We start from the raw sequence: 19,792 nt of genomic DNA, 5'->3' as shown, positions 1-19,792 counted from the left end.
CGGTGCGCTCCCTCCTCCGCTCGCGGGGGAGGCGGGGAGAAGGTGTCTCCACAAGGGCATTCCCCTGGAGGAAAGAACCCTCACCCGCGCCTTCGGCGCGACCTCTCCCGCAAGCGGGAGAGGTGACCGAGCAAGCCGTGCCAACCATCGCGCCTGACGCCGCTCCAACCCGCTGTGCCACCTCGCCGCACCCGTCAGTTCCCGAATAATCGAGCCGGAAAGGCCGTTTACCGCAGTCCTGTTTTGCCTTTTGGATGGGTTGACCCGCTCGCTTCATCCGGCCAATTTCCCCGCCGGTTTGGGGAGTACAACAACCATGAAACGGACGATTTTCGGCGCGGCCGCGGCACTTGCTCTGGCGGCGTCGGCACCTTGCGCGCAGGCGCAATCCTTCATCAACGTGCTGACCGGCGGCACCTCCGGCGTCTATTATCCGCTGGGGGTCGCGATCGGGAAGATCTACGGCGACAAGATTCCGAACGTGAAGACGCAGGTGCAGGCCACCAAGGCGTCGGTCGAGAATTTGATCCTGCTGCAGCAGGGCCGCGGCGAGCTGGCGTTCACGCTGGGCGACTCGCTCAAGGCCGCCTGGGACGGCGAGGAGGAGGCGGGCTTCAAGACCAAGCTCGACAAGCTCAGGACCATCGGCGCCATCTATCCGAACTACATCCAGATCGTCGCCACCACTGAATCCGGCATCAAGACGCTGGCCGACCTCAAGGGCAAGAGCCTCTCGGTCGGTGCGCCGAAGTCGGGGACCGAGCTGAATTCGCGGGCGATCCTCAGCGCCGCCGGCATGAGCTACAAGGATCTCGGCAAGGTCGAGTATCTGCCGTTCGCCGAATCCGTCGATCTCATGAAGAACCGGCAGCTCAACGCAACCCTGCAATCGGCCGGTCTCGGCGTCGCCTCGCTGAAGGACCTGTCGACCTCGAGCCCGATCACGGTGGTGTCGGTGCCGAAGGAGACGGTCGACAAGATCGGCCCGCCCTTCGTCTCCGCGATCATTCCGGCCAACACCTATAGCGGCCAAGACAAGGACGTGCCGACGGCGGCCGTGATCAACTATCTCGTCACCAGCTCCGCGGTGTCGGACGATCTCGCCTATCAGATGACCAAGCTGGTTTTCGAGTCGCTGCCGGAACTCGTGAACGCGCACGCCGCCGGCAAGGAGATCAAGCTCGAGACCGCCGCCAGCGGCAGCCCGGTTCCGCTGCACCCCGGCGCGATCCGCTATTACAAGGAAAAAGGGCTGATCAAGTAAGATCGGCTCTCGCAGCAGGGCGTCATGGCCGGGCTCGTCCCGGCCATCCACGTTCTTGGGCTAGGTGAGAAAGTTCGTGGATGCCCGGGACGAGCCCGGGCATGACGGCGGGTGGACCGCGCAGCATACGCGCTGGACGACTGAGGACGAATAGATGCTGGAAAAGCCAGAGGGCACCGAGACGGCGCCCGAGAAGGTCAAGGTCGAGTTCGACAATTTCGAGCACGGCTTTCCCGAAGGCTTCGGCCCGGGCTGGTGGGGCCGTCTCGCCTACTGGATCGGCATCGCCTTCGCCACCTTCCAGCTCTATGTCGCCGCCTTCAACTATCTGCCGAGCCAGGTGGTGCGCGGAGTCCATGTCGGCTTCCTAGTCCTGCTCACCTTCGGCCTGATCGCCAATTTCACCGCGAGGAGCAGTTTCGGCCGCGTGCTCGGCTGGGCTATCGGCGCTGCCGGTTTCTTCTGCGGGCTCTACCAGTGGATCTTCTACGCCGATCTGATCGCACGCGACGGCGATCCGACGCGACTCGATCTCGCGGTCGGCACGCTGCTCGCGGTGCTGATCTTCGAAGGCACGCGGCGGCTGATGGGCGCGGCGCTGCCGCTGATGTGCGGCGCGTGCCTCGTCTACTGGTTCTTCGGCCAGTATTTGCCGTCGCCGCTCAATCACCGCGGCTACGATTTCGACCAGATCGTCACGCATCTGTCGTTCGGCACCGAGGGCTTCTACGGCGTGCCGATCTACGTCTCGGCGACCTACATCTTCCTGTTCATCCTGTTCGGCTCGTTCCTGGAACGCGCCGGCATGATCCAGCTCTTCACCGACGTCTCGCTCGGCCTGTTCGGCCGCACCCGCGGCGGACCTGCGAAAGTCGCGGTGTTCGCCTCGGGCATGATGGGCACGATTTCCGGCTCGGGCGTCGCCAACGTCGTCACCGTCGGCCAGTTCACGATTCCCCTGATGATCAGGTTCGGCTATCGCCGCGCCTTCGCGGCCGGCGTCGAGGCCACGGCCTCGATGGGCGGACAAATCATGCCGCCGGTGATGGGCGCGGTCGCCTTCATCATGGCGGAGACGCTGGGCGTGCAATATTCGGAGATCGTGAAGGCAGCGGCGATCCCCGCGATCCTCTATTTCGCGTCCGCGTTCTGGATGGTGCACCTGGAAGCCGGCAAGCACGGCCTCGTCGGCATGAAGCGTTCGGAGATCCCGAGCGCCTGGAAGGCTCTGGTGACGCGCTGGTACCTCGTGCTGCCGCTGGCCGCGCTGGTCTACATGCTGTTCGAAGGCTTTACGCCGCTCTATGCCGGCAGCATGGGCCTTGCGCTGACGGTGACGCTGATCCTCGGCACCGCCATCACGACCGGGGCCTCCTCGAATGTGATCCGCTACATCTTCTGGATCGGGCTTGCGCTCGTGGTTGCTGCGCTGTCGCGTGACGGCCTGCAGATCGCGCCGGTCGCAACCGTGGTGGTCGCCCTGATCGTGATCACGGCATTCGTGCGCGGCGGCTTCGCGGCCTTGCGCGCCTGCCGCGATGCGCTGGCCGAAAGCGCCAAATCCGCCATCACCGTCGGCATGGCCTGCGCCATCGTCGGCGTCATCATCGGCATGATGTCGCAGACCGGCGTCGGCACCATCTTCGGCGGCTGGGTGATCGGGCTCGGCGAGAAGAGCATTTTCCTGGCGCTGGTCATGACCATGCTGCTGTCGATCCTGCTCGGCACCGGCATCCCGACCATCCCGACCTATATCATCACCGCCGCGCTCGCCGCGCCTGCGCTGGCCAAGTTAGGGGTGCCCCTGATCGCGAGCCACATGTTCGCGTTCTACTACGGCATCATGGCCGACCTCTCGCCGCCCGTCGCGCTGGCGGCGCTCGCGGCCGCGCCGATCGCCAAGGAGAATCCGGACAAGATCGGCTGGGAAGCGATGCGTATCGCGCTCGCCGGCTATGTCATCCCCTTCATCTTCGTCTTCTCACCGGCATTGATGCTGCAGCCCGGCGATCCCATGGCAGCCACGCTCGGCTTCTACGGCGCAGTGGCGCTCGCGAGCTTCAAGGCGCTGGTGGCAATTGCGCTGTTCGGTATGGTCGCGATCGGATTCCTGTTCACGCGGTTGACGCTGATCGAACGCCTGGTCGCACTCGGCGCCGCGTTCTGCCTGCTCGGCGAATTCCCGTTCAGCGACACCGCGGGCTTTGTGCTCGCCGCAGTGCTCGCGCTGTGGCAATGGCGGCAGCGTCCGGCTGTAACGGTCGAGGCGGTGTGAGCCTTTGCTTCGCAACGGCTGCAGGCGTGAAGGCGCTGGCGCTGTCCACCTTCACGCTGGCCTGGACGCATTCGATCGCGAAGGTCGAATGGCAGGAGGACTGGCGCGTCACGCCCGCCGGCCTGGAGCTGGTGCAGGCCCGCATCAAGGGCACCGGCCCGGGCATGGAGCCGCCGCAGGAGGCGCGGCTGGTCGACGGCTGGTTTCAGTGGCAGCCGAAGCGCGCAGCCCTGCAAGAGGTCGTGCTGGGCAATTCGGGCGCGGCGGGGGAGTGGCGGCTGTGCCACGACGGACAGTGCCGGACGCTGTCGGAGATTGTCGGACATCCCATTGGTGCTAACGTGACGACGATGAGCGCCTGCAACGATCGCTAGCCCGCATGAGCTGAGCGATATGCCGGACCACTGTCCCCGGATATCGCTCCGCTCATCCGGGCCATGAAGAAACAACAAGGGAGAGACGCGATGGATCGGCTCAAAGGCAAGGTTGCGATGGTGGTGGGGGCCGGCTCGATCGGGCCGGGCTGGGGCAATGGCAAGGCGACCGCGGCGACCTTCGCGCGCGAGGGGGCGCAGGTGTTTTGCGTCGATCGCAATGGCACTGCGGCCGAGGAGACCGCGAAGATCATTACCGGCGAGGGCGGCAAGGCAATCGCGTTCACCGCGGACGTCTCGCGGCCTGCCGAGGTCGAGGCGATGGTGGCGGCGTGCCTGAAGGCCTATGGCCGCATCGACGTTCTCGACAACAATGTCGGCATCGCCGAGATGGGCAGCGTGGTCGAGGTGACCGAGGAAAGCTGGGACCGTGTCTTCAGCGTCAACCTGAAGAGCGCCTATTTCGCCATGAAGCACGTCATCCCCGTCATGGTGAAGCAGGGCGGCGGTTCGATCATCAACATCTCGTCGATTGCCTCGATTCGGCACATGGGCATCTCCTACGTGACCTACGGCACCTCGAAGGCGGCGATGAACCAGATGACGCGTACGACCGCAATCGAGTTCGCGCGCCATCATGTGCGGGTGAATGCGATCCTGCCCGGCCTGATGAAGACGCCGATGGTCGAGCATTCCGCAGGCCTTGCCGCCAGCTACGCCAAAGGCGACGTCGAGGCGATGTGGCGCGCCCGCGACGCGCAAGTGCCGATGGGGCACATGGGCGATGCTTTCGACGTCGCCAACGCCGCGCTGTTCCTTGCGTCGGACGAAGCGAAATATGTGACCGGGATCGAGCTCGTGGTGGACGGCGGCATCACGTGCAAGGCGGGGGCGTAGCTTCAACCTTCGCCGTCGTCCCGGATCTGCGCTTCGCTTGTCCGGGACGACAGCGGGGGTTACTGCGACAGCGCCAATATCCCGCCGGCAAACGCGTGCCAGGCCGCGCTCTCGCTGATCGGCCAGTTCAGCACCTTCACCGCCAGCAGCGCGATCGTGCCGTAGACGTAGACCGGATGCACGCGGCCTTCCGCGCGCCAGTCGCGCACCATGGCGACGACGAGCAGCAGCGATGCCACGACAGCCGGTGCGATCGTCACCGGCACGGGGGGCGGGCCGGGCGGTCCTGGAGGCGCCAGGAATGTCAGGAACCAGCGCGCGATCGCGGCATCGAGGATCGAGACCGCGGCCAGCAGCATCAGGCGCTTGTGAATTTCGGGCCTGCGCGTGTTCATGATCGCGAGCACGAAGACGATCGCGAAGAACGCGATCCCGCTCATCGGCACGATCGAGAAGCCGATGCCGGCCTCCTTCTGCCCGAGCGCGGCGGCATGCTGCATCACGTGCACCGAGACGAGGAAGCCGAAGATCGTCATCGCGGTCGCCAGCGAGACGCCGGCGATGCCGAGCGAACGATGATTGGCGATGCGGCCCGAGGCGGCGAGCCAGGTCTGGAGCACGAAATAGAGCGACCAGGTGAAGAACAAGAGTCCGTGAAAGTGAACCACGGGGCTTGCGGACAACGCACCGCGGGCGAGGGGGAGCCAATAGGTCGGCGCGAAGCCGAGAAACGCGGTGGCCGCGCAAGCCAGGGCCATATGCAGATAAAAATATCGTGCAGGCGACGCATCACGCGCGCGGACACGACGGTCGTCGGTCAGAGTCGTCATCAGGAGTGAGTCTGGGACGGTGGGGTTTGGTTCAATGCCGGCCGACACCGGCTTTGTATGTGCCTCATCCCCCCGCGCTCAATTCTGCGCGATCGAGCTCCTCTTCGATCCGGTGGAAGGCGTCGTCGCCGATCACCTCGGTGGCGCGGAGATCGAAAATCGATCTGCGCGCCGCCTCGATGGCGCGGCGGCGCAGGGGATCGGCGGGCAGTTCGCTATTGGCGATGCCGCCGCCTGGATCGTTTTCGGCCTGCATCAGGATCGCGCGATATTCGAGCCGCAGGATCTCCGCTTCCTCCGACGGATCGCTCTCGATCGCATCGAGCGCGGCGCGATAGGCGACGGCGCGGGCGTGCGCGACCTCGGTGCCGACGGGATCGTCGTCCCTGAGGCCGAACGCCAGAATCAGCGGCCGCAGCGTCAGGCCCTGGATCACCAGCGATCCCAGCACCACCGCAAAGGCGATGAAGACGATGAAGTCGCGATAGGGAAAATTCTCCGGCAGTGCGAAGGCGGTGGCGAGCGTGACGAGACCGCGCATGCCGCACCAGGAGATGATGAGGCCGCCCTTGGCCGAAGCGACCTGCTTCGGATCCTTCGGGTGATAGATCCCCTGCGCGACCAGCACACGCAAGCTCGTGCGGTAGAACGTCACCCAGAGCAGCCGGACCAGCACCACGGTGAGCAGGATCCAGGCCGCTGCCACGCAATATTCCCAGCGCACGTCCGCGTCCAGCCGTGTCCAGATCGGCCGCATCTGCATGCCGATCAGCATGAAGGCGAGCACGTTGAGCACGAACACCATCGTCTCCCAGACCGCATAGGATGGCACCCGCAGCCGTGCCGGCATGCGCGCCCCCGCCGTGCGCGCGAGGGTGATGCCGTAGACCACGATGGTGAGGATGCCGGAGAGGCCGAGATGCTCTGCGGCGATCCAGATCATGAACGTCGTGGCGAATTGCACGATGATCGCGCTCGGCGCCTCGGTCACGCGCTCCATGAACAGCGGAATGATGCGTCCTGCGACGAATCCCGCCACGACGCTGCCGACCAGCGCCAGTGCCATGGTCGGCGCGACCTGGCTCCATGTCAGATGCTCGGCGGCGACCGCACCGACCGCGATGCGATAGATCAGGAGCGCGGTGGCATCGTTGAGCAGGCTTTCGCCTTCCAGCACCTTCACCATGCGGTGGGGCAGCTTGACCTGGCTCAGGATCGCGACCGCCGCGGCCGCATCGGGCGGCGCCACGATGGCGCCGAGGGCAACCGCGGCGGCCCACGGCATATCGGGCATCAGCCGGTGCGCGACGAAGGCGACGCCGGCCGTGGTCAGGCCGACCGCGGCGACGACCAGGGTCGAGACGGGAACCCAGTTGTTGCGCAGATCGCGCAGCGAGGTGTCGAAGGCGGCGTCGAGCAGCACCGGTGCGACAAAAAGCGCTAATGCCAGGTCCGGCTCCAGCGTCCAGGACGGACTGGATGGCACGAAGGCGATCAGTGCGCCGCCGATGGCGAGAAAGGTCGGGTAAGGGACCTTGATCCGCCGCGCCAGCGCCGATAAGGCAACGGCGCCGAGCAAAAGCGTGATGATCCATTCGAATGTCGACACGATGATCCCCGAAGCCGATATGAGCGGCGCCACAAGCTAGCACCAATCCGGGTCTATGATGGATAGTACGGCCCCGAGGCAAGACTTGAAGCAAGAGTTAAGAGACCGAAAGCAAGACTCCGACTGCAATGAGCATGCGTTTCCGAAACCTCATTCAATCGTCAGCTGGCCTGTTGCTTTGCGCGCTCCCGCTCGCCGTCGCTCAGGCTGCGACCGGCGGCGAGCCGGCTGGGGTCATACAGGTCGATATTGCCTCATGCCTTGCGGCGGCAGCAGTCGACGACATGAACAAGGCCGCCACAGCCTGCGCCGCCGTGATCGACAATGAAAAGACGGCGAAGGCGGATCTGATCAAGGCGCTGATCGCACGCGCGGCGCTCTATGCGCGGCACGACCAGATCGATCGGGCCATCGCCGACGACAGCCGCGCGCTTCTGCTCGACCCCACCCTTGCCGACATCTTCAATGCGCGCGGCGAGCTCTGGCTCAGGAAGGGCGACAAGCCCAAGGCGGTCCAGGATTTCGGCGCGGCACTGAAGATCAATCCGAACCACGAGAAGGCCAAGGCCAATCACAAGGCGATGGCACGCGAGCTCGAGCGGATCGGCGCGCAGATGGCCCTCGCCGGCAAGCCCAGCTTCAATTGCAGGCGTGCGGCCCGAGCCGTCGAGAAAGCGATCTGCGGCAATCGCGAGCTCGCCGATCTCGATCGCGAGATTTTTGGGTCGAACGCACGTGCGATCCGGGAGGCGCGCAATGCGGCGGAAGCGAAGAACCTCCAGCGCGAGCAGGACGAGTTCATCGCGCGCCGCAATGCCGAATTCGGCCGGCCGGGGTACGATCTGAAGAAGGCGATGCAGGAGCGATTGCAACGGCTCAACGGGGTGGACGGGTTTTGAGCTCTTCGCCTCTCCCCGCAAGCGGGGCGAGCGAGTGCAAGCATCGTCTGCCCCTGACTACAGCCCTCATTGAACCCATCCCTTGCCAGCCGCGACAATGGTGAGAACCCGACGTCACGGAGTCCTCTGCCATGTGCGGCACGCTACCTTCCGCGCAAACCTCTTCGTTTGCCAAGAGTTCGCTGCGAATCTTTCTGTTCAGCGCGGCAATGAGCTTCCTTGTCGCCGCCCCGGCCTCTGCCGCCGATTGCGTGCCGGGCAGCAAGGCTGCTCCGGCCGAGTTGATCCTGGCCTGCAGCACCATCATCGACCAGGCCGCCAATCCCGCTTCCGACCGCGCCGCGGCCCTGCTGGTTCGCGCCGACGCCCATGCGCGCACCTCGGGCGGCCTCACTCAGGCGCTGCGAGACATCGACCGCGCCATTGCGCTCAACGGCAAGGATGCAAAGGCCTGGCGCCTGCGGGGAGACCTTCTGCGCGAGGCCGGCGGAGACCTCAACCGCGCTGCGGCTGACCTCAGCAAGGCGATCGAGCTTGATCCCGAGAATGCGGAAGCCTTCGAGCTGCGCGGCGTCGTCTATACCAATCAGCGCCGGCTCGACCGCGCGCTCGCCGATTACGACCAGGCCATCAAGCTGAAGCCGGATTATGCGCAGGCCTGGTCCGACCGCGGCGTGGCCTATTACCTCGGCGGCGACAACGAAAAGGCGATCAAGAATTTCGACGAGGCCTTGCGGCTCGACCCCGACCGGCCCCGCACCTACACCAACCGCGGCGCGGCCTGGAAGAAGCTCGGCCAGCTCGACAAGGCGGTCGCCGATGACGGCGAGGCGATCAGGCTCGATCCGAAGGTGCCGGAATACTACGGCAATCGCGGCCTGACCTACGCTGCGATGGGCGAGTACGACAAGGCGATTGCCGATTACGACCAGGCGATCCGGCGGGAGCGGCGCGCCAATTTCCTGACCAATCGCGGCGATTCCCATCAGTTCAAGGGCGAGCTCGGAGCTGCGCTGAGCGACTATGATGCCGCGCTCGAGCTCGATCCGAATTTCGCAAAGACCTACAACAACCGCGCCGTGCTCTACAAGAAGATGGGAGAGCGGAAGAAGGCGCTGGCCGATTATGAAACGGCGCTCAAGCTGGACCCCGGCAACGAGAATGCAGCGAACGGCCGCCGCAGCACGATGGCGGAGATCGCCAAGTTCGGCGGCGAGCCGCCGCGGGCGCTGAATGCGGCGTCCGGCAATGGTCCGTCCTTCCCATGCGCGACGGCCAGGCGTGAGGTCGAGAAGGTGATCTGTGCCGATCCGCAACTGGGCGTGCTTGACCGCCAGATCGCCGAGACGTTCGAGCGCGTGCTCAAATCGGCGGGCAAGCGCGCGGCCGGCGAGCTGCGGAAGACCCAGCGCGATTTCCTCAGCCTCCGTAACGCCAGCTTTGGTCGTCCCGGCTACGACCTGAAGAAGATCATGCAGGACCATCTGCAACGGCTGAATGCGATGGAGAGCTGAGAACCGAGAGCCGAAGTCGCGCGGCTGGCTCCGGTTACCTCTCTCGCTTGGGGGGAGGTCGCAGCGCTCGAAGAGCGCGGCGGGTGAGGGCTTTCTCGCCTTGGGGATTTCCTCGAACGCCTCTGGCAATCCCGGCGCGGCGGCACCCCCACCCCTCCTCCGCGAGAGGGAGTGGGAGTAATGCCCCATCCTTTTCAGCTTGAACCGCGGCTCGTTCCCGGGAAAATAGCCCCCAAACAAGTCCGATACTTGATCCGGGTCATGGCGGGGCGACCGTTCTGCCGCAAGGTTCAAGGTCAGGCCAATAAAGGGACGGGAGCGCGGGAATGAACGCCGACGGTAAAAGTCGTTATCACGAAGTCCATGCGCGCTCGCTGGCCGATCCCGAAGGCTTCTGGGCCGAGGCGGCGAAGGAGATCGACTGGATCGAGCCGCCGAAGACGATCTTCGATCCCTCGCAGGGGACCTACGGCCGCTGGTTCGCCGGCGGTGTCGTCAATACCTGCTACAACGCGCTCGATCGCCATGTCGAACGCGGCCGCGCCGACCAGGTCGCGCTGATCCATGATTCGCCGCTGACGGGCAGCGTCACCCAACTGACCTATGCGGAACTGCTGAACGAGGTGCAGGCGCTCGCCGCGATCATGCAGGATTTCAGCGTCGCCAAGGGCGATCGTGTCATCCTCTATATGCCGATGGTGACGGAGGCCGTGGTCGCGATGCTCGCCTGCGCGCGGATCGGTGCGGTGCATTCCGTGGTGTTCGGCGGCTTTGCCGCGAAAGAGCTCGCCACCCGAATCGACGACGCGCAGCCGAAACTCATTCTCTCCGCAAGCTGCGGCATCGAGCCGGGCCGGATCGTGCAGTACAAGCCGCTGCTCGACGAGGCGATCAGGCTTGCCGGCAGCAAGCCGAAGGCCTGCATCGTGCTGCAACGTCCACAACTGACTTGCGACCTGACCCCGGGCCGGGACTATGATTGGGCGAGCCTGCGCCGCAAGGCGCTGAACGACGGCAAGAAAGCGCCTTGCGTCCCGGTCGCCGCGACCGATCCGCTCTACATCCTCTATACTTCAGGCACCACGGGCATTCCCAAGGGCGTCGTGCGCGACAATGGCGGCCATCTCGTCGCGGTGAAATGGTCGATGTTCAACCTCTACGGCGTCAAGCCGGGCGAGGTGTGGTGGTGCGGCTCCGATATCGGCTGGGTGGTCGGCCACAGCTACATCGTCTACGGTCCGCTGCTGCACGGCGCGACGACGATCATGTACGAGGGCAAGCCCGTCGGTACGCCCGATGCCGGCGCGTTCTGGCGCGTCATCTCGGAGCACAAGGCGGTCGCGTTCTTCACCGCGCCGACCGCGTTCCGCGCGATCCGGAAAGAGGATCCGGAAGGAAAGTTCATCCGGCAGTACGACCTGTCGAAGTTCCGCACGCTCTTTTTGGCCGGCGAGCGCGCCGATCCGCCGACGGTGGAATGGGCTGAGCAGCAGCTGAAGGTGCCGGTGATCGACCATTGGTGGCAGACCGAGACCGGCTGGTGCATCGCCGGCAACCCGGTCGGACTCGGCATGCTGCCGGTGAAGCACGGCTCGCCGACGGTGCCGATGCCGGGCTACCAGGTGGACGTGGTCGACGAGGCGGCAAAGCCCGTGGGACCCAACACCATGGGCTCGATCGTCATCAAGCTGCCGATGCCGCCCGGCTGCCTGCCGACGCTGTGGAATCAGGATGAGCGCTTCAGGGAGGCGTATCTCACCGAATTCCCCGGCTATTACAAAACATCCGATGCCGGCTACAAGGACGAGGACGGCTACGTCTTCGTCATGGGCCGCACCGACGACATCATCAACGTCGCCGGCCATCGGCTCTCCACCGGCGGCATGGAGGAGATTCTGGCCTCGCATCCCGATGTCGCCGAATGTGCCGTGCTCGGCGTCAAGGACGCGATCAAGGGCGAAGTGCCCTGCGGCTTCCTGGTGCTCAAGGCCGGCGTGAAGCGTGCGCCGGCGGAGATCGAGAAGGAGATCGTCGCGCTGGTGCGCGACAAGCTCGGCCCGGTCGCCGCCTTCAAGCTCGCGATCACCGTCGGCCGCCTGCCGAAGACGCGTTCCGGCAAGATTCTTCGCGGCACCATCAAGAAGATCGCCGACGGCGAGTCCTGGACCATGCCGGCGACGATCGAAGATCCCAAGACGCTCGACGAGATCGGGGAGGCGCTGAAGGGGAGGGTGTGAGGCGATCAGATGGGGCTTGAATAGGCCGCATTTTTCCGCTCAACCCTCATCCTGAGGCGCGCGCCCGGCGCATCTCGAAGGATGAAAGGCCCCGCTGCTGCATCCGGGCCTGCATGGTTCGCGACGCCCGCTGCGCGGGCTCCTCGCCATGAGGACGAAAGAGCTGCTATGAATTCGAAGCCGTTTCTTGCGATTGTGTTTGCCGGCCTCATGCTCTCCGCCTGCTCCTCGCGCTATCAGACGCCGGTGGCGGCGGGTGGTGACGATGACGACGCGGTCTGCCAGAGCCGCGGCTATGCGGTAGGCTCGCCGGAATACGTGGCCTGCCGCAAGGACCGCGACGTCCAGCGCAACGCCGCCACCGCGCGTGCCGACCGTCGCCAGCGCGACCTCGGCGAATACATGCTGAACCATCCCGAGCGGCCTTGATGTGAGCTGCGGCATTTTCCTGCCGCGCCGCGCACAACGCATGCGCTGTTTCCGTGGCACATCTGCAACGCCGTGGCCAAATCGTGGCGGCCTTCGCCTGGTTTGATCGGCATCAAATCCTTCACCATCCCCTTTCTGCTCTGACGCTCTTGTCGCGCAACGACGCGCGAGAGACGGCTGAAGGGGATTGAAATGCAGAGAACGACAAGAAACCTGGCGCGGCTTGCGACGGTTGGTGCGATGATCGCGGGCATGTTTGCATCGGTGCAGGCGGCTGATTTGCCGGTTTACAAGAAGGCGCCGCCGCAGGTGGAGGCGTTCAATCCGTGGATGGTGCGCCTGCGCGTGCTCGGCGTGTTGCCCGATGCCGGCGGCTCGACCGTCAATGTGGCGGGCGTGCCCTCGCTGTCGTCGCCGAATTCCGGCCTGTCGATCAGCGACCAGGTCGTCCCCGAGCTCGACATCAGCTATTTTTTCACCAAGAACATCGCGGCCGAACTGATCCTCGGCGTCACCCGGCACTCGATCAGCGGCACCGGCTCGCTTGCGAACCTGCCGATCGGAAAGACCACGCTGCTGCCGCCGACGCTGACGCTGCAATATCACTTCGACCAGTTCGGCGCGTTCAAGCCGTATATCGGCGCCGGCGTCAACTACACCGTGTTCTTCAACAATTCGGCGGCCAATGCGCCGGCCGCCATCGCCGGTCCGCCCGCGATCGTCGCCACCACCACCAACCTGCACGTCAGCAATGCATGGGGCGGCGCCGTGCAGTTCGGCTTCGACTACATGATCGACCGGCACTGGGGTCTCAACGTCGACGTCAAGAAGCTCTGGCTGCGTCCGGATTACAGCGCGACCGTCTCCGGCCTGCCGGTCACCGGCACCGCGCATATCGATCCGTGGCTGGTCGGCGCGGGCGTGACGTACAAGTTCTGAGGGACGCTCGCATAGAACGACAACTCCGCAGTCGTCCCGGGGACGACTGCGCGGGTGTGGCGCGCTCTATCGCTCAAAGCCCTCTCACAAACAAAAACGCGGCGGGTTCTCCCGCCGCGTTTGCATTCGATGGTGAATGAACGAGAGAGGAACTACTCCTCCTCGTCTTCCTGCTTCTTGCCGCCGAGCGTCTTCAACTTGGCGAATACGGCGTCGAGGTTGAGGTCGTCGCTCGATCGCTCGGCCGGCTCGAACTCGTCCTTCTTGGTGGTCTCGGACGCCGGCAGCAGGGTTGCGCCGCCATAGGCTGCGTCGATCGGCTTCTCCTTGGCCGCGCGCGCCACCTCAAAATCGAGCTCGATCTGCGAGCAGAGGCCAAGGGTGACGGGGTCGATCGGGGTCAGCTGGGAGGTATTCCAGTGGGTGCGGTCCCGCACGCTCGCGATCGTGCTCTTGGTGGTCCCGACCAGGCGCATGATCTGGGCGTCCTTGAGCTCGGCATGGTTGCGGAGCAGCCAGAGGATGGCGCTCGGACGCTCGTGGCGGCGCGAGACCGGGGTGTAGCGCGGGCCCTTGCGCTTGGGCTGGGGTGGCAGCACCACCTTGCTTTCCTGGAGGCGGAGCCGGTAATCCGGATTGCTCTCGCCCTTCTCGATCTCCTCGCGGGTCAGCTGGCCATTGGAGAGGGGATCCATGCCCTTGATGCCCTGGGCCGCATCGCCGTCGGCGATCGCGCGCACCTCGAGGGGATGCATCTTGGTGAAATCGGCGACCTGGTCGAAGGTCAGCGCGGTGTTGTCGAGCAGCCAGACGGCGGTCGCCTTGGGCATCAGAGGTGCGTTGCTCATGGCAAATCTCCTTTGTGCTTCGCCCACCCCTCTGGAGGCGAAGCCGGTGGTCATCAGCGATGACTGGGAATTCGCGCTATATAAGCCGGGAGGGGGTAGCCACGCAATGGTTCTGCTATAGATAGTGCCTTGACAGCGCCCGAAAGGGGGCCCAATTCCCTGTAAGCCCGTACCTAAGCCCTATTCCATTCATCGACCGCTCCCCGCCCATTTGGCGAGGTGATTCGGTCCCGAGATCGCTCAATGTCAGCCAAACCAGACCTCAAGATCGTGCTTTGTTCTCCCCGTGGCTTCTGCGCCGGGGTGGTCCGGGCGATCGACACCGTGGAACGGGCGCTCGATAAATACGGCGCCCCCGTCTATGTTCGCCACGAGATTGTGCACAACAAGTACGTCGTCGATGGGTTGAAGAAGAAGGGCGCCATCTTCGTCGAGGAGCTCGCCGAAATCCCGGAAAACACCACCGCACCGGTGGTGTTCTCGGCCCATGGCGTGCCGAAATCGGTTCCGGCCGACGCCCAGTCGCGCAATCTGTTCTCGCTGGATGCGACCTGCCCGCTGGTGACCAAGGTGCACCGCGAGGCCGCGATCCACTTCAAGCGTGGCCGCGAGATATTCCTGATCGGCCACTCCCATCATCCCGAGGTGGTCGGCACGCTCGGCCAGCTTCCGACCGGGGCCGTGACCCTGATCGAGACTGCCGAGGACGCCAAGACCATCGCCCCGAAGGACCCCAACAACCTCGCCTTCGTGACCCAGACCACGCTGTCGATCGACGACACCGCGGAGATCGTGGCGCTCCTGAAGGAGCGCTTCCCGAACATCAACGGGCCGCACAAGGAAGACATCTGCTACGCCACCACCAACCGCCAGCTCGCGGTGAAGAAGGTGGCGCCGGTGGTCGACGCGCTGATCGTGGTCGGTGCGCCGAACTCCTCGAACTCGCAGCGCCTTCGCGAGGTCGCGGAGCGCGAGGGCTGCGGGATCGCGGTGCTGGCGCAGCGCGCCACCGACATCGACTGGACCAAGTTCGGCAACATCACGAGTCTCGGCATCACCGCAGGCGCATCCGCGCCGGAGGTGATCGTCGAGGAGATCATGGACGCGTTCGCCGAGCGTTACACGCTGCATGTGGAGACGGTCTCGGCTGCGGAGGAGAACGAGTTCTTCCCGCTGCCCCGTCAGGTGCGCCCTGAAGCCGCCGCCGAGTAGACTTTTATGGCGGTCTACACCGACGTTGCCGCCGACGAGCTTGCGGATTTCCTGAAGCAATATGATCTCGGCGAACTGCTCTCCTACAAGGGCATCGCCGAGGGCGTCGAGAACACCAACTTCCTGCTGCATACGAGTACGGGCTCGTTCATCCTCACGCTCTACGAGAAGCGCGTGGCGAAGAACGATCTGCCGTTCTTCCTCGCCCTGATGACGCATCTGGCGGAGCACGGCATCAACTGCCCGCTGCCGGTGAAGGGAACGGACGGCGAGGCGCTGCGCGAGCTGTCGGGGCGTCCCGCGGCGATCATCACCTTTCTCGAAGGCATGTGGCCACGCAAGCCGAACGTGGCTCATTGCGCCGGCGTTGGCGCGGCGCTGGCGAAGATGCATCTGGCCGGCGCGAACTTTGCGATTCGGCGCGCCAATGCGCTGTCGGTCTCCGGCTGGCGGCCGCTGTTCGATGCGGCCTCACACCGTGCCGACGAAGTGCAGCCGGGCCTGCGCGCGTTTCTCGCGGCCGAGCTCGATCATCTCTCAAGCGGGGTCTGGCCGACCGATCTGCCGGAGGGCGTGATCCACGCCGACCTCTTCAACGACAATGTCTTCTTCCTCGGCGACCAGCTCTCCGGGATCATCGACTTCACCTTCGCCTGCAACGACATGCTGGCCTATGACGTCGCGATCTGCCTCAACGCCTGGTGCTTCGAGCCGGATCATTCCTTCAATGTCACCAAGGCGCGGGCCTTCCTCAACGCCTATGGCCGGGTGCGGAAGCTCTCGGAGGCGGAAGAGGCCGCGCTGCCGCTGCTCGCGCGTGGCGCTGCGATCCGCTTCCTGCTGACGCGGCTGGTGGACTGGCTCAACGTGCCCGTGGGCGCGCTGGTCAAGCCGAAGGATCCGCTGGAATATGTCCGCAAGCTGCGCTTTCACCAGAGCGTGACGAGCGTGCGCGACTATGGGCTGATGCCGTCGGGGCAGGCGGCGTGAGCGAGCTTCCCAATGTCACGATCTATACCGACGGCGCCTGCTCGGGAAATCCCGGGCCGGGCGGCTGGGGCGCGATCCTGAGGTTCGGCGACAAGGAGAAGGAGCTGAACGGCGGCCAGCCGCACACCACCAACAACCAGATGGAGCTGATGGCGGCGATCTCCGCGCTCGAAGCGCTGAAGAAGCCGTGCACCGTCGATCTCTACACCGACAGCCAGTATGTCCGGCAGGGCATCACGGGCTGGATCTTCGGCTGGAAGCGCAACGGCTGGCGCACCGCCGACAAGAAGCCGGTGAAGAACGTCGAGCTATGGCAGCGCCTGGATGCCGCGCTGAAGCAGCATGAGGTCCGCTGGCACTGGGTCAAGGGCCATGCCGGCCACCCCGAGAACGAACGTGCGGATCAGCTGGCACGCGACGGGATCGTGAAGGCACGGTTGCAGCAGAGGGTGAGCGAGTAGGGGGCGCAATCGGCGCTCCACTCTCAACTGTCGTCGCCCGGCTTGACCGGGCGATCCAGTATCCCAGAGACGGCCGTAATTGAGCCGAGAAGCTTCGGCGCACTGGATGCCCCGGCCAAGCCGGGGCATGACAGCGTCTCTTGTCGCGACGAGAGCCTTACAGCTGCCCCAGCAGCGTATCGCCGCCGGAGACCTCGACCTTGCCGGGCATCGCCTCGAGGTTCAGCTTCTTCACCACGCCGTCCTCGACCAGCATCGAATAGCGCTTGGAACGGATGCCGAGGCCGTTGGCGGAGGCGTCCAGCTCCATGCCGATCGCCTTGGCGAACTCGGCATTGCCGTCGGCGAGGAAGACGGCCTCGTCGCGCTGGTCGGTGTCGCGCTTCCAGGCGTTCATGACGAAGGCGTCGTTGACGGAGACGATGGCGATGGTGTCGACGCCCTTGTCCTTCATGGCGTAGGCATTGAGGAAGATGCTCGGCAGATGCATCTTGTGGCAGGTGCCGGTATAGGCGCCGGGCACCGCGAACAGCGCCACCTTCTTGCCCTTGAAGATATCGTCGGTGGTCTTCACCTGCGGGCCTTCCGCCGTCATCACGCGGAATTTCGCCTCGGGCAGCTTGTCGCCAGTCTGGATCGCCATCGTCAGTCTCCCTGAATATCGATCCCGCTTTTTAGACCGGTGCGCCGGCCTGCACAATATTGCCGGCGGCGGAAGCCGCGCCTCTGTCTGGACCCTTCACCATGATGTCATCAGCCGGCGAAGCCGCCCCCGTCGAGGAAGGCCTGCTCTTCCTCGGTGGTGTCCCGGTTGAGGAGACGGTTGCGGTGGGGGAAGCGACCGAACCGCCGGATGATGTCGGCGTGCTCGCGGGCGTATTTCAGATTCTCGGCATTATCGGCGTTTTGAAACAGCGCGACGCAATGCAGCTGATCGGGCAGGTGCTCGGAATGCATCAAAGGCAGATAAAGGAATTCGAGCAGGATGGGATCGACCCTGCGATCCGTGCCTCTTTCGATGGCGCGGCGGGCAACGTCGCGCGCCAGCGCATCGGTGGCAAAGGCCTGCGGCGTGTCGCGAAACATGTTGCGAGGGAACTGGTCGAGCACGATGACCAGCGCGAGCGCGCCGTCGTCGCTGGTCTCCCATGATGCAAGCTCGCCGGAGGCCGCCTTCTGCCACAGGGCGAGAAAGCGGCGTCGGACCTCCGCGTCGAAAACGGCGTCGCGCTTGTACCAGCGCTCGCGGCCGGCCTCGCGCCAGAAGGCGAGAATGCCTGACGGCGTGATGTGCCCGACGTCAGTCATGAACCAAAGGCGGCCTTACGCCGCCTCCGCCTTCTTCTCGTCGCGGAGCTGCCGGCGCAGGATCTTGCCGACATTGGTCTTGGGCAGGTCAGTGCGGAATTCGATGTGCTTGGGCACCTTGTAGCCGGTGAGCTGCTCGTGACAGAACTTTATCACCGCCTCTGCGGTGAGGTTGGGGTCCTTCTTCACCACGAAAGCCTTCACCGCTTCACCCGACTTGGAATCGGGAATGCCGATCACGGCACATTCGAGCACGCCCGGATGGCTCGCGATCACTTCCTCGACCTCATTTGGATAAACGTTGAAGCCGGAGACCAGGATCATGTCCTTCTTGCGGTCGACGATCTTGGTGTAGCCCCTCTCGTCCATGATGCCGATGTCGCCGGTGCGGAAAAAGCCGTCCGCAGTCATCACCTTCGCGGTCTCTTCCGGCCTGTTCCAGTAGCCCGACATCACCTGTGGACCCTTGGCGCAGATCTCGCCGGCCTGGCCGAGCGGCACCTCGTTGCCGTCGTCGTCGCGGATCGAGATGTAGGTCGACGGCACGGGGATGCCGATCGAGCCCGTGAACTCGGTCGCGGTTGCGGGGTTGCAAGTCAGCGTCGGCGAGGTCTCCGACAGGCCGTAGCCTTCGGCGATGAAGCAGCCAGTGATCGCCTTCCACTGATCGGCGACGGGACGCTGCACCGCCATGCCGCCGCCATTCGAGATCTTCAGCTTGGAGAAGTCGAGCTTCTTGAAATCGGGATGGTGCATCAGCCCGTTGTAGAGCGTGTTCACGGCCGGGAAGCTGTTGACCTGGTATTTCGCCAGCTCCTTGATGAAACCGGGAATGTCGCGCGGATTGGGAATCAGGAGATTGCAGCCGCCGGCGCGCACCGCGAGCAGGTAGCAGGCCGTCAGCGCGAAGATGTGATAGAGCGGCAGCGCGCAGACGATCATGAGCTGATCGACATGCGGCGGCGCGGCCATCGCCGGCTGGAGCCAGGCGTCGTTCTGCAGGACGTTGGCAACGATGTTGCGGTGGAGCAGGGTGGCACCCTTGGAGAGGCCGGTGGTGCCGCCGGTATATTGCAGGAAGGCGACGTCACCCGGCGAGAGCTTCGGCTTGCTGAAGGTCATGCCGCGGCCGGCCGAAACCGCCTCGTTGTAGGACACCGCGCCCGGCAGCGACCAGGCCGGCACCATCTTCTTGACGCGGCGGACGACGAGGTTGACGATCACGCCCTTGAAGCCGAGCAGGTCGCCCATGCTGGCGACGATGACATGCTTCACCGCGGTCTTCCCGATCACCTGCTCGACGGTGTGGGCAAAGTTCTCCAGCACGATGATGGCTTCGGCGCCGGAATCCTTGAGTTGATGCTCGAGCTCACGCGGGGTGTAGAGCGGGTTGACGTTGACGACCGCGAAGCCGGCCCGCAGCACCGCGGCGGTCGCGACCGGATATTGCAGTACGTTCGGCATCATGAGGGCGACGCGGGCGCCGCGCTGCAGGCCGCGGCCCTGCAAATAAGCCGCGAGCGCGACCGACATCTGGTCGAGGTCGCGGTAGCTGATCGACTTGTCCATGCAGATGAACGCCTTGCGGTCGGCGAACTTCGTGAAGCTCTCCTCCAGCAGGTCGACCAGCGATGCGTATTGCGTCGGCTCGATATCGGCGGGCACGCCGGGCGGATATTGCTTGAGCCAGATGCGCTCCATGGAAA

At 64.8% G+C, this 19,792-nt stretch carries 18 protein-coding genes; 12 read left to right on the top strand and 6 right to left on the bottom strand.

Features of this window, described 5'->3' with window-relative positions; translation table 11 throughout:
- Positions 1–316: 316 nt before the first annotated feature.
- The 4 genes from RX330_RS33250 (at position 317) to RX330_RS33235 (ending at position 4,810) form a co-directional block, all read left to right on the top strand.
- Positions 317–1,264 (top strand): TAXI family TRAP transporter solute-binding subunit, encoded by a 948-nt coding sequence (locus RX330_RS33250; RefSeq protein ID WP_212087510.1) that lies wholly within the window; start codon positions 317–319, stop codon positions 1,262–1,264.
- 154 nt (positions 1,265–1,418) lie between these two features.
- Positions 1,419–3,539 carry a TRAP transporter permease gene (locus RX330_RS33245; RefSeq protein ID WP_317241279.1) on the top strand — a complete coding sequence of 707 codons (2,121 nt, stop codon included), beginning with the start codon at positions 1,419–1,421 and terminating at the stop codon, positions 3,537–3,539.
- Positions 3,500–3,913 (top strand): DUF1850 domain-containing protein, encoded by a 414-nt coding sequence (locus RX330_RS33240; RefSeq protein WP_317241278.1) that lies wholly within the window; start codon positions 3,500–3,502, stop codon positions 3,911–3,913. Before RX330_RS33245 ends, RX330_RS33240 begins: the two co-directional genes overlap by 40 nt.
- Positions 3,914–4,003: 90 nt before the next feature.
- Positions 4,004–4,810: an SDR family NAD(P)-dependent oxidoreductase gene (locus RX330_RS33235; protein ID WP_317241277.1), complete on the top strand. Its 807-nt coding sequence runs from the start codon at positions 4,004–4,006 to the stop codon at positions 4,808–4,810.
- A 59-nt stretch (positions 4,811–4,869) separates the two neighbouring features.
- Here the strand turns inward: RX330_RS33235 and RX330_RS33230 are convergent, their stop codons facing one another.
- Together RX330_RS33230 and RX330_RS33225 are read right to left on the bottom strand one after the other, a co-directional pair.
- A complete protein-coding gene (locus RX330_RS33230; protein WP_317241276.1) occupies positions 4,870–5,640 on the bottom strand; it encodes a hypothetical protein in 771 nt (256 codons plus the stop codon).
- A 64-nt stretch (positions 5,641–5,704) separates the two neighbouring features.
- Complete coding sequence (locus RX330_RS33225) at positions 5,705–7,282, bottom strand: cation:proton antiporter (protein WP_317241275.1); 1,578 nt, start codon at positions 7,280–7,282, stop codon at positions 5,705–5,707.
- 101 nt (positions 7,283–7,383) lie between these two features.
- On the opposite strand from RX330_RS33225, the gene RX330_RS33220 reads away from it, so the two are divergent.
- From RX330_RS33220 to RX330_RS33200, 5 genes are all read left to right on the top strand, one after another.
- Complete coding sequence (locus RX330_RS33220; RefSeq protein ID WP_317244020.1) at positions 7,384–8,148, top strand: tetratricopeptide repeat protein; 765 nt, start codon at positions 7,384–7,386, stop codon at positions 8,146–8,148.
- 131 nt (positions 8,149–8,279) lie between these two features.
- Positions 8,280–9,662: a tetratricopeptide repeat protein gene (locus tag RX330_RS33215; protein ID WP_317241274.1), complete on the top strand. Its 1,383-nt coding sequence runs from the start codon at positions 8,280–8,282 to the stop codon at positions 9,660–9,662.
- A gap of 326 nt (positions 9,663–9,988) precedes the next feature.
- Complete coding sequence (locus RX330_RS33210) at positions 9,989–11,899, top strand: propionyl-CoA synthetase (RefSeq protein ID WP_317241273.1); 1,911 nt, start codon at positions 9,989–9,991, stop codon at positions 11,897–11,899.
- A gap of 168 nt (positions 11,900–12,067) precedes the next feature.
- Positions 12,068–12,328, top strand: a complete 261-nt coding sequence (locus RX330_RS33205; RefSeq protein WP_212087535.1) for a hypothetical protein — start codon at positions 12,068–12,070, stop codon at positions 12,326–12,328.
- 192 nt (positions 12,329–12,520) lie between these two features.
- Positions 12,521–13,267: an OmpW/AlkL family protein gene (locus RX330_RS33200; protein WP_317241272.1), complete on the top strand. Its 747-nt coding sequence runs from the start codon at positions 12,521–12,523 to the stop codon at positions 13,265–13,267.
- Positions 13,268–13,419: 152 nt separating this feature from the next.
- On the opposite strand, the gene RX330_RS33195 is transcribed toward RX330_RS33200, so the two are convergent.
- On the bottom strand, positions 13,420–14,115 hold the full coding sequence (locus tag RX330_RS33195; protein WP_212087541.1) for a DUF1013 domain-containing protein: 696 nt from the start codon (positions 14,113–14,115) through the stop codon (positions 13,420–13,422).
- A 243-nt stretch (positions 14,116–14,358) separates the two neighbouring features.
- Here RX330_RS33195 and ispH point away from each other — a divergent pair, with 243 nt between their 5' ends.
- Genes ispH through rnhA form a run of 3 tightly spaced genes read left to right on the top strand, consistent with a single transcriptional unit; the run spans position 14,359 to position 16,778 of the window.
- Positions 14,359–15,327, top strand: coding sequence for a 4-hydroxy-3-methylbut-2-enyl diphosphate reductase (gene ispH, locus RX330_RS33190; protein ID WP_212087544.1), 969 nt, complete (start codon positions 14,359–14,361; stop codon positions 15,325–15,327).
- A 6-nt stretch (positions 15,328–15,333) separates the two neighbouring features.
- The gene (locus tag RX330_RS33185; protein WP_212087548.1) at positions 15,334–16,317 is read left to right on the top strand and encodes a homoserine kinase; all 984 of its coding nucleotides are present in this window, start codon (positions 15,334–15,336) and stop codon (positions 16,315–16,317) included.
- Positions 16,314–16,778: a ribonuclease HI gene (rnhA, locus tag RX330_RS33180; RefSeq protein ID WP_212087551.1), complete on the top strand. Its 465-nt coding sequence runs from the start codon at positions 16,314–16,316 to the stop codon at positions 16,776–16,778. The genes RX330_RS33185 and rnhA overlap by 4 nt, the downstream gene beginning before the upstream one ends.
- Positions 16,779–16,935: 157 nt before the next feature.
- Here rnhA and RX330_RS33175 read toward each other — a convergent pair whose 3' ends face one another.
- The 3 genes from RX330_RS33175 to RX330_RS33165 form a co-directional block, all read right to left on the bottom strand.
- Positions 16,936–17,421: a peroxiredoxin gene (locus RX330_RS33175; RefSeq protein ID WP_212087554.1), complete on the bottom strand. Its 486-nt coding sequence runs from the start codon at positions 17,419–17,421 to the stop codon at positions 16,936–16,938.
- Between the two features lie 110 nt (positions 17,422–17,531).
- Positions 17,532–18,086: a DUF924 family protein gene (locus RX330_RS33170; protein WP_212087557.1), complete on the bottom strand. Its 555-nt coding sequence runs from the start codon at positions 18,084–18,086 to the stop codon at positions 17,532–17,534.
- 15 nt (positions 18,087–18,101) lie between these two features.
- Positions 18,102–19,787 carry a long-chain fatty acid--CoA ligase gene (locus tag RX330_RS33165; protein ID WP_212087560.1) on the bottom strand — a complete coding sequence of 562 codons (1,686 nt, stop codon included), beginning with the start codon at positions 19,785–19,787 and terminating at the stop codon, positions 18,102–18,104.
- Between the last annotated feature and the right edge of the window lie 5 nt (positions 19,788–19,792).

Origin of the sequence: Bradyrhizobium sp. NDS-1, from assembly GCF_032918005.1 — a bacterium.
Classification (GTDB): domain Bacteria; phylum Pseudomonadota; class Alphaproteobacteria; order Rhizobiales; family Xanthobacteraceae; genus Bradyrhizobium; species Bradyrhizobium tunisiense.
Note: the sequence above shows the minus strand (reverse complement) of the source record. Positions and strands in the feature narration are given on the sequence as shown.

Excerpts from the sequence above, each read along its gene's own strand:
- RX330_RS33250 (WP_212087510.1), top strand. The coding sequence starts at position 317 with ATGAAACGGACGATTTTCGGCGCGGCCGCGGCACTTGCTCTGGCGGCG.
- RX330_RS33245 (WP_317241279.1), top strand. The coding sequence starts at position 1,419 with ATGCTGGAAAAGCCAGAGGGCACCGAGACGGCGCCCGAGAAGGTCAAG.
- RX330_RS33240 (WP_317241278.1), top strand. The coding sequence starts at position 3,500 with ATGGCGGCAGCGTCCGGCTGTAACGGTCGAGGCGGTGTGAGCCTTTGC.
- RX330_RS33235 (WP_317241277.1), top strand. The coding sequence starts at position 4,004 with ATGGATCGGCTCAAAGGCAAGGTTGCGATGGTGGTGGGGGCCGGCTCG.
- RX330_RS33230 (WP_317241276.1), bottom strand. The coding sequence starts at position 5,640 with ATGACGACTCTGACCGACGACCGTCGTGTCCGCGCGCGTGATGCGTCG.
- RX330_RS33220 (WP_317244020.1), top strand. The coding sequence starts at position 7,384 with ATGCGTTTCCGAAACCTCATTCAATCGTCAGCTGGCCTGTTGCTTTGC.
- RX330_RS33215 (WP_317241274.1), top strand. The coding sequence starts at position 8,280 with ATGTGCGGCACGCTACCTTCCGCGCAAACCTCTTCGTTTGCCAAGAGT.
- RX330_RS33210 (WP_317241273.1), top strand. The coding sequence starts at position 9,989 with ATGAACGCCGACGGTAAAAGTCGTTATCACGAAGTCCATGCGCGCTCG.
- RX330_RS33205 (WP_212087535.1), top strand. The coding sequence starts at position 12,068 with ATGAATTCGAAGCCGTTTCTTGCGATTGTGTTTGCCGGCCTCATGCTC.
- RX330_RS33200 (WP_317241272.1), top strand. The coding sequence starts at position 12,521 with ATGCAGAGAACGACAAGAAACCTGGCGCGGCTTGCGACGGTTGGTGCG.
- RX330_RS33195 (WP_212087541.1), bottom strand. The coding sequence starts at position 14,115 with ATGAGCAACGCACCTCTGATGCCCAAGGCGACCGCCGTCTGGCTGCTC.
- ispH (WP_212087544.1), top strand. The coding sequence starts at position 14,359 with ATGTCAGCCAAACCAGACCTCAAGATCGTGCTTTGTTCTCCCCGTGGC.
- RX330_RS33185 (WP_212087548.1), top strand. The coding sequence starts at position 15,334 with ATGGCGGTCTACACCGACGTTGCCGCCGACGAGCTTGCGGATTTCCTG.
- RX330_RS33175 (WP_212087554.1), bottom strand. The coding sequence starts at position 17,421 with ATGGCGATCCAGACTGGCGACAAGCTGCCCGAGGCGAAATTCCGCGTG.
- RX330_RS33170 (WP_212087557.1), bottom strand. The coding sequence starts at position 18,086 with ATGACTGACGTCGGGCACATCACGCCGTCAGGCATTCTCGCCTTCTGG.
- RX330_RS33165 (WP_212087560.1), bottom strand. The coding sequence starts at position 19,787 with ATGGAGCGCATCTGGCTCAAGCAATATCCGCCCGGCGTGCCCGCCGAT.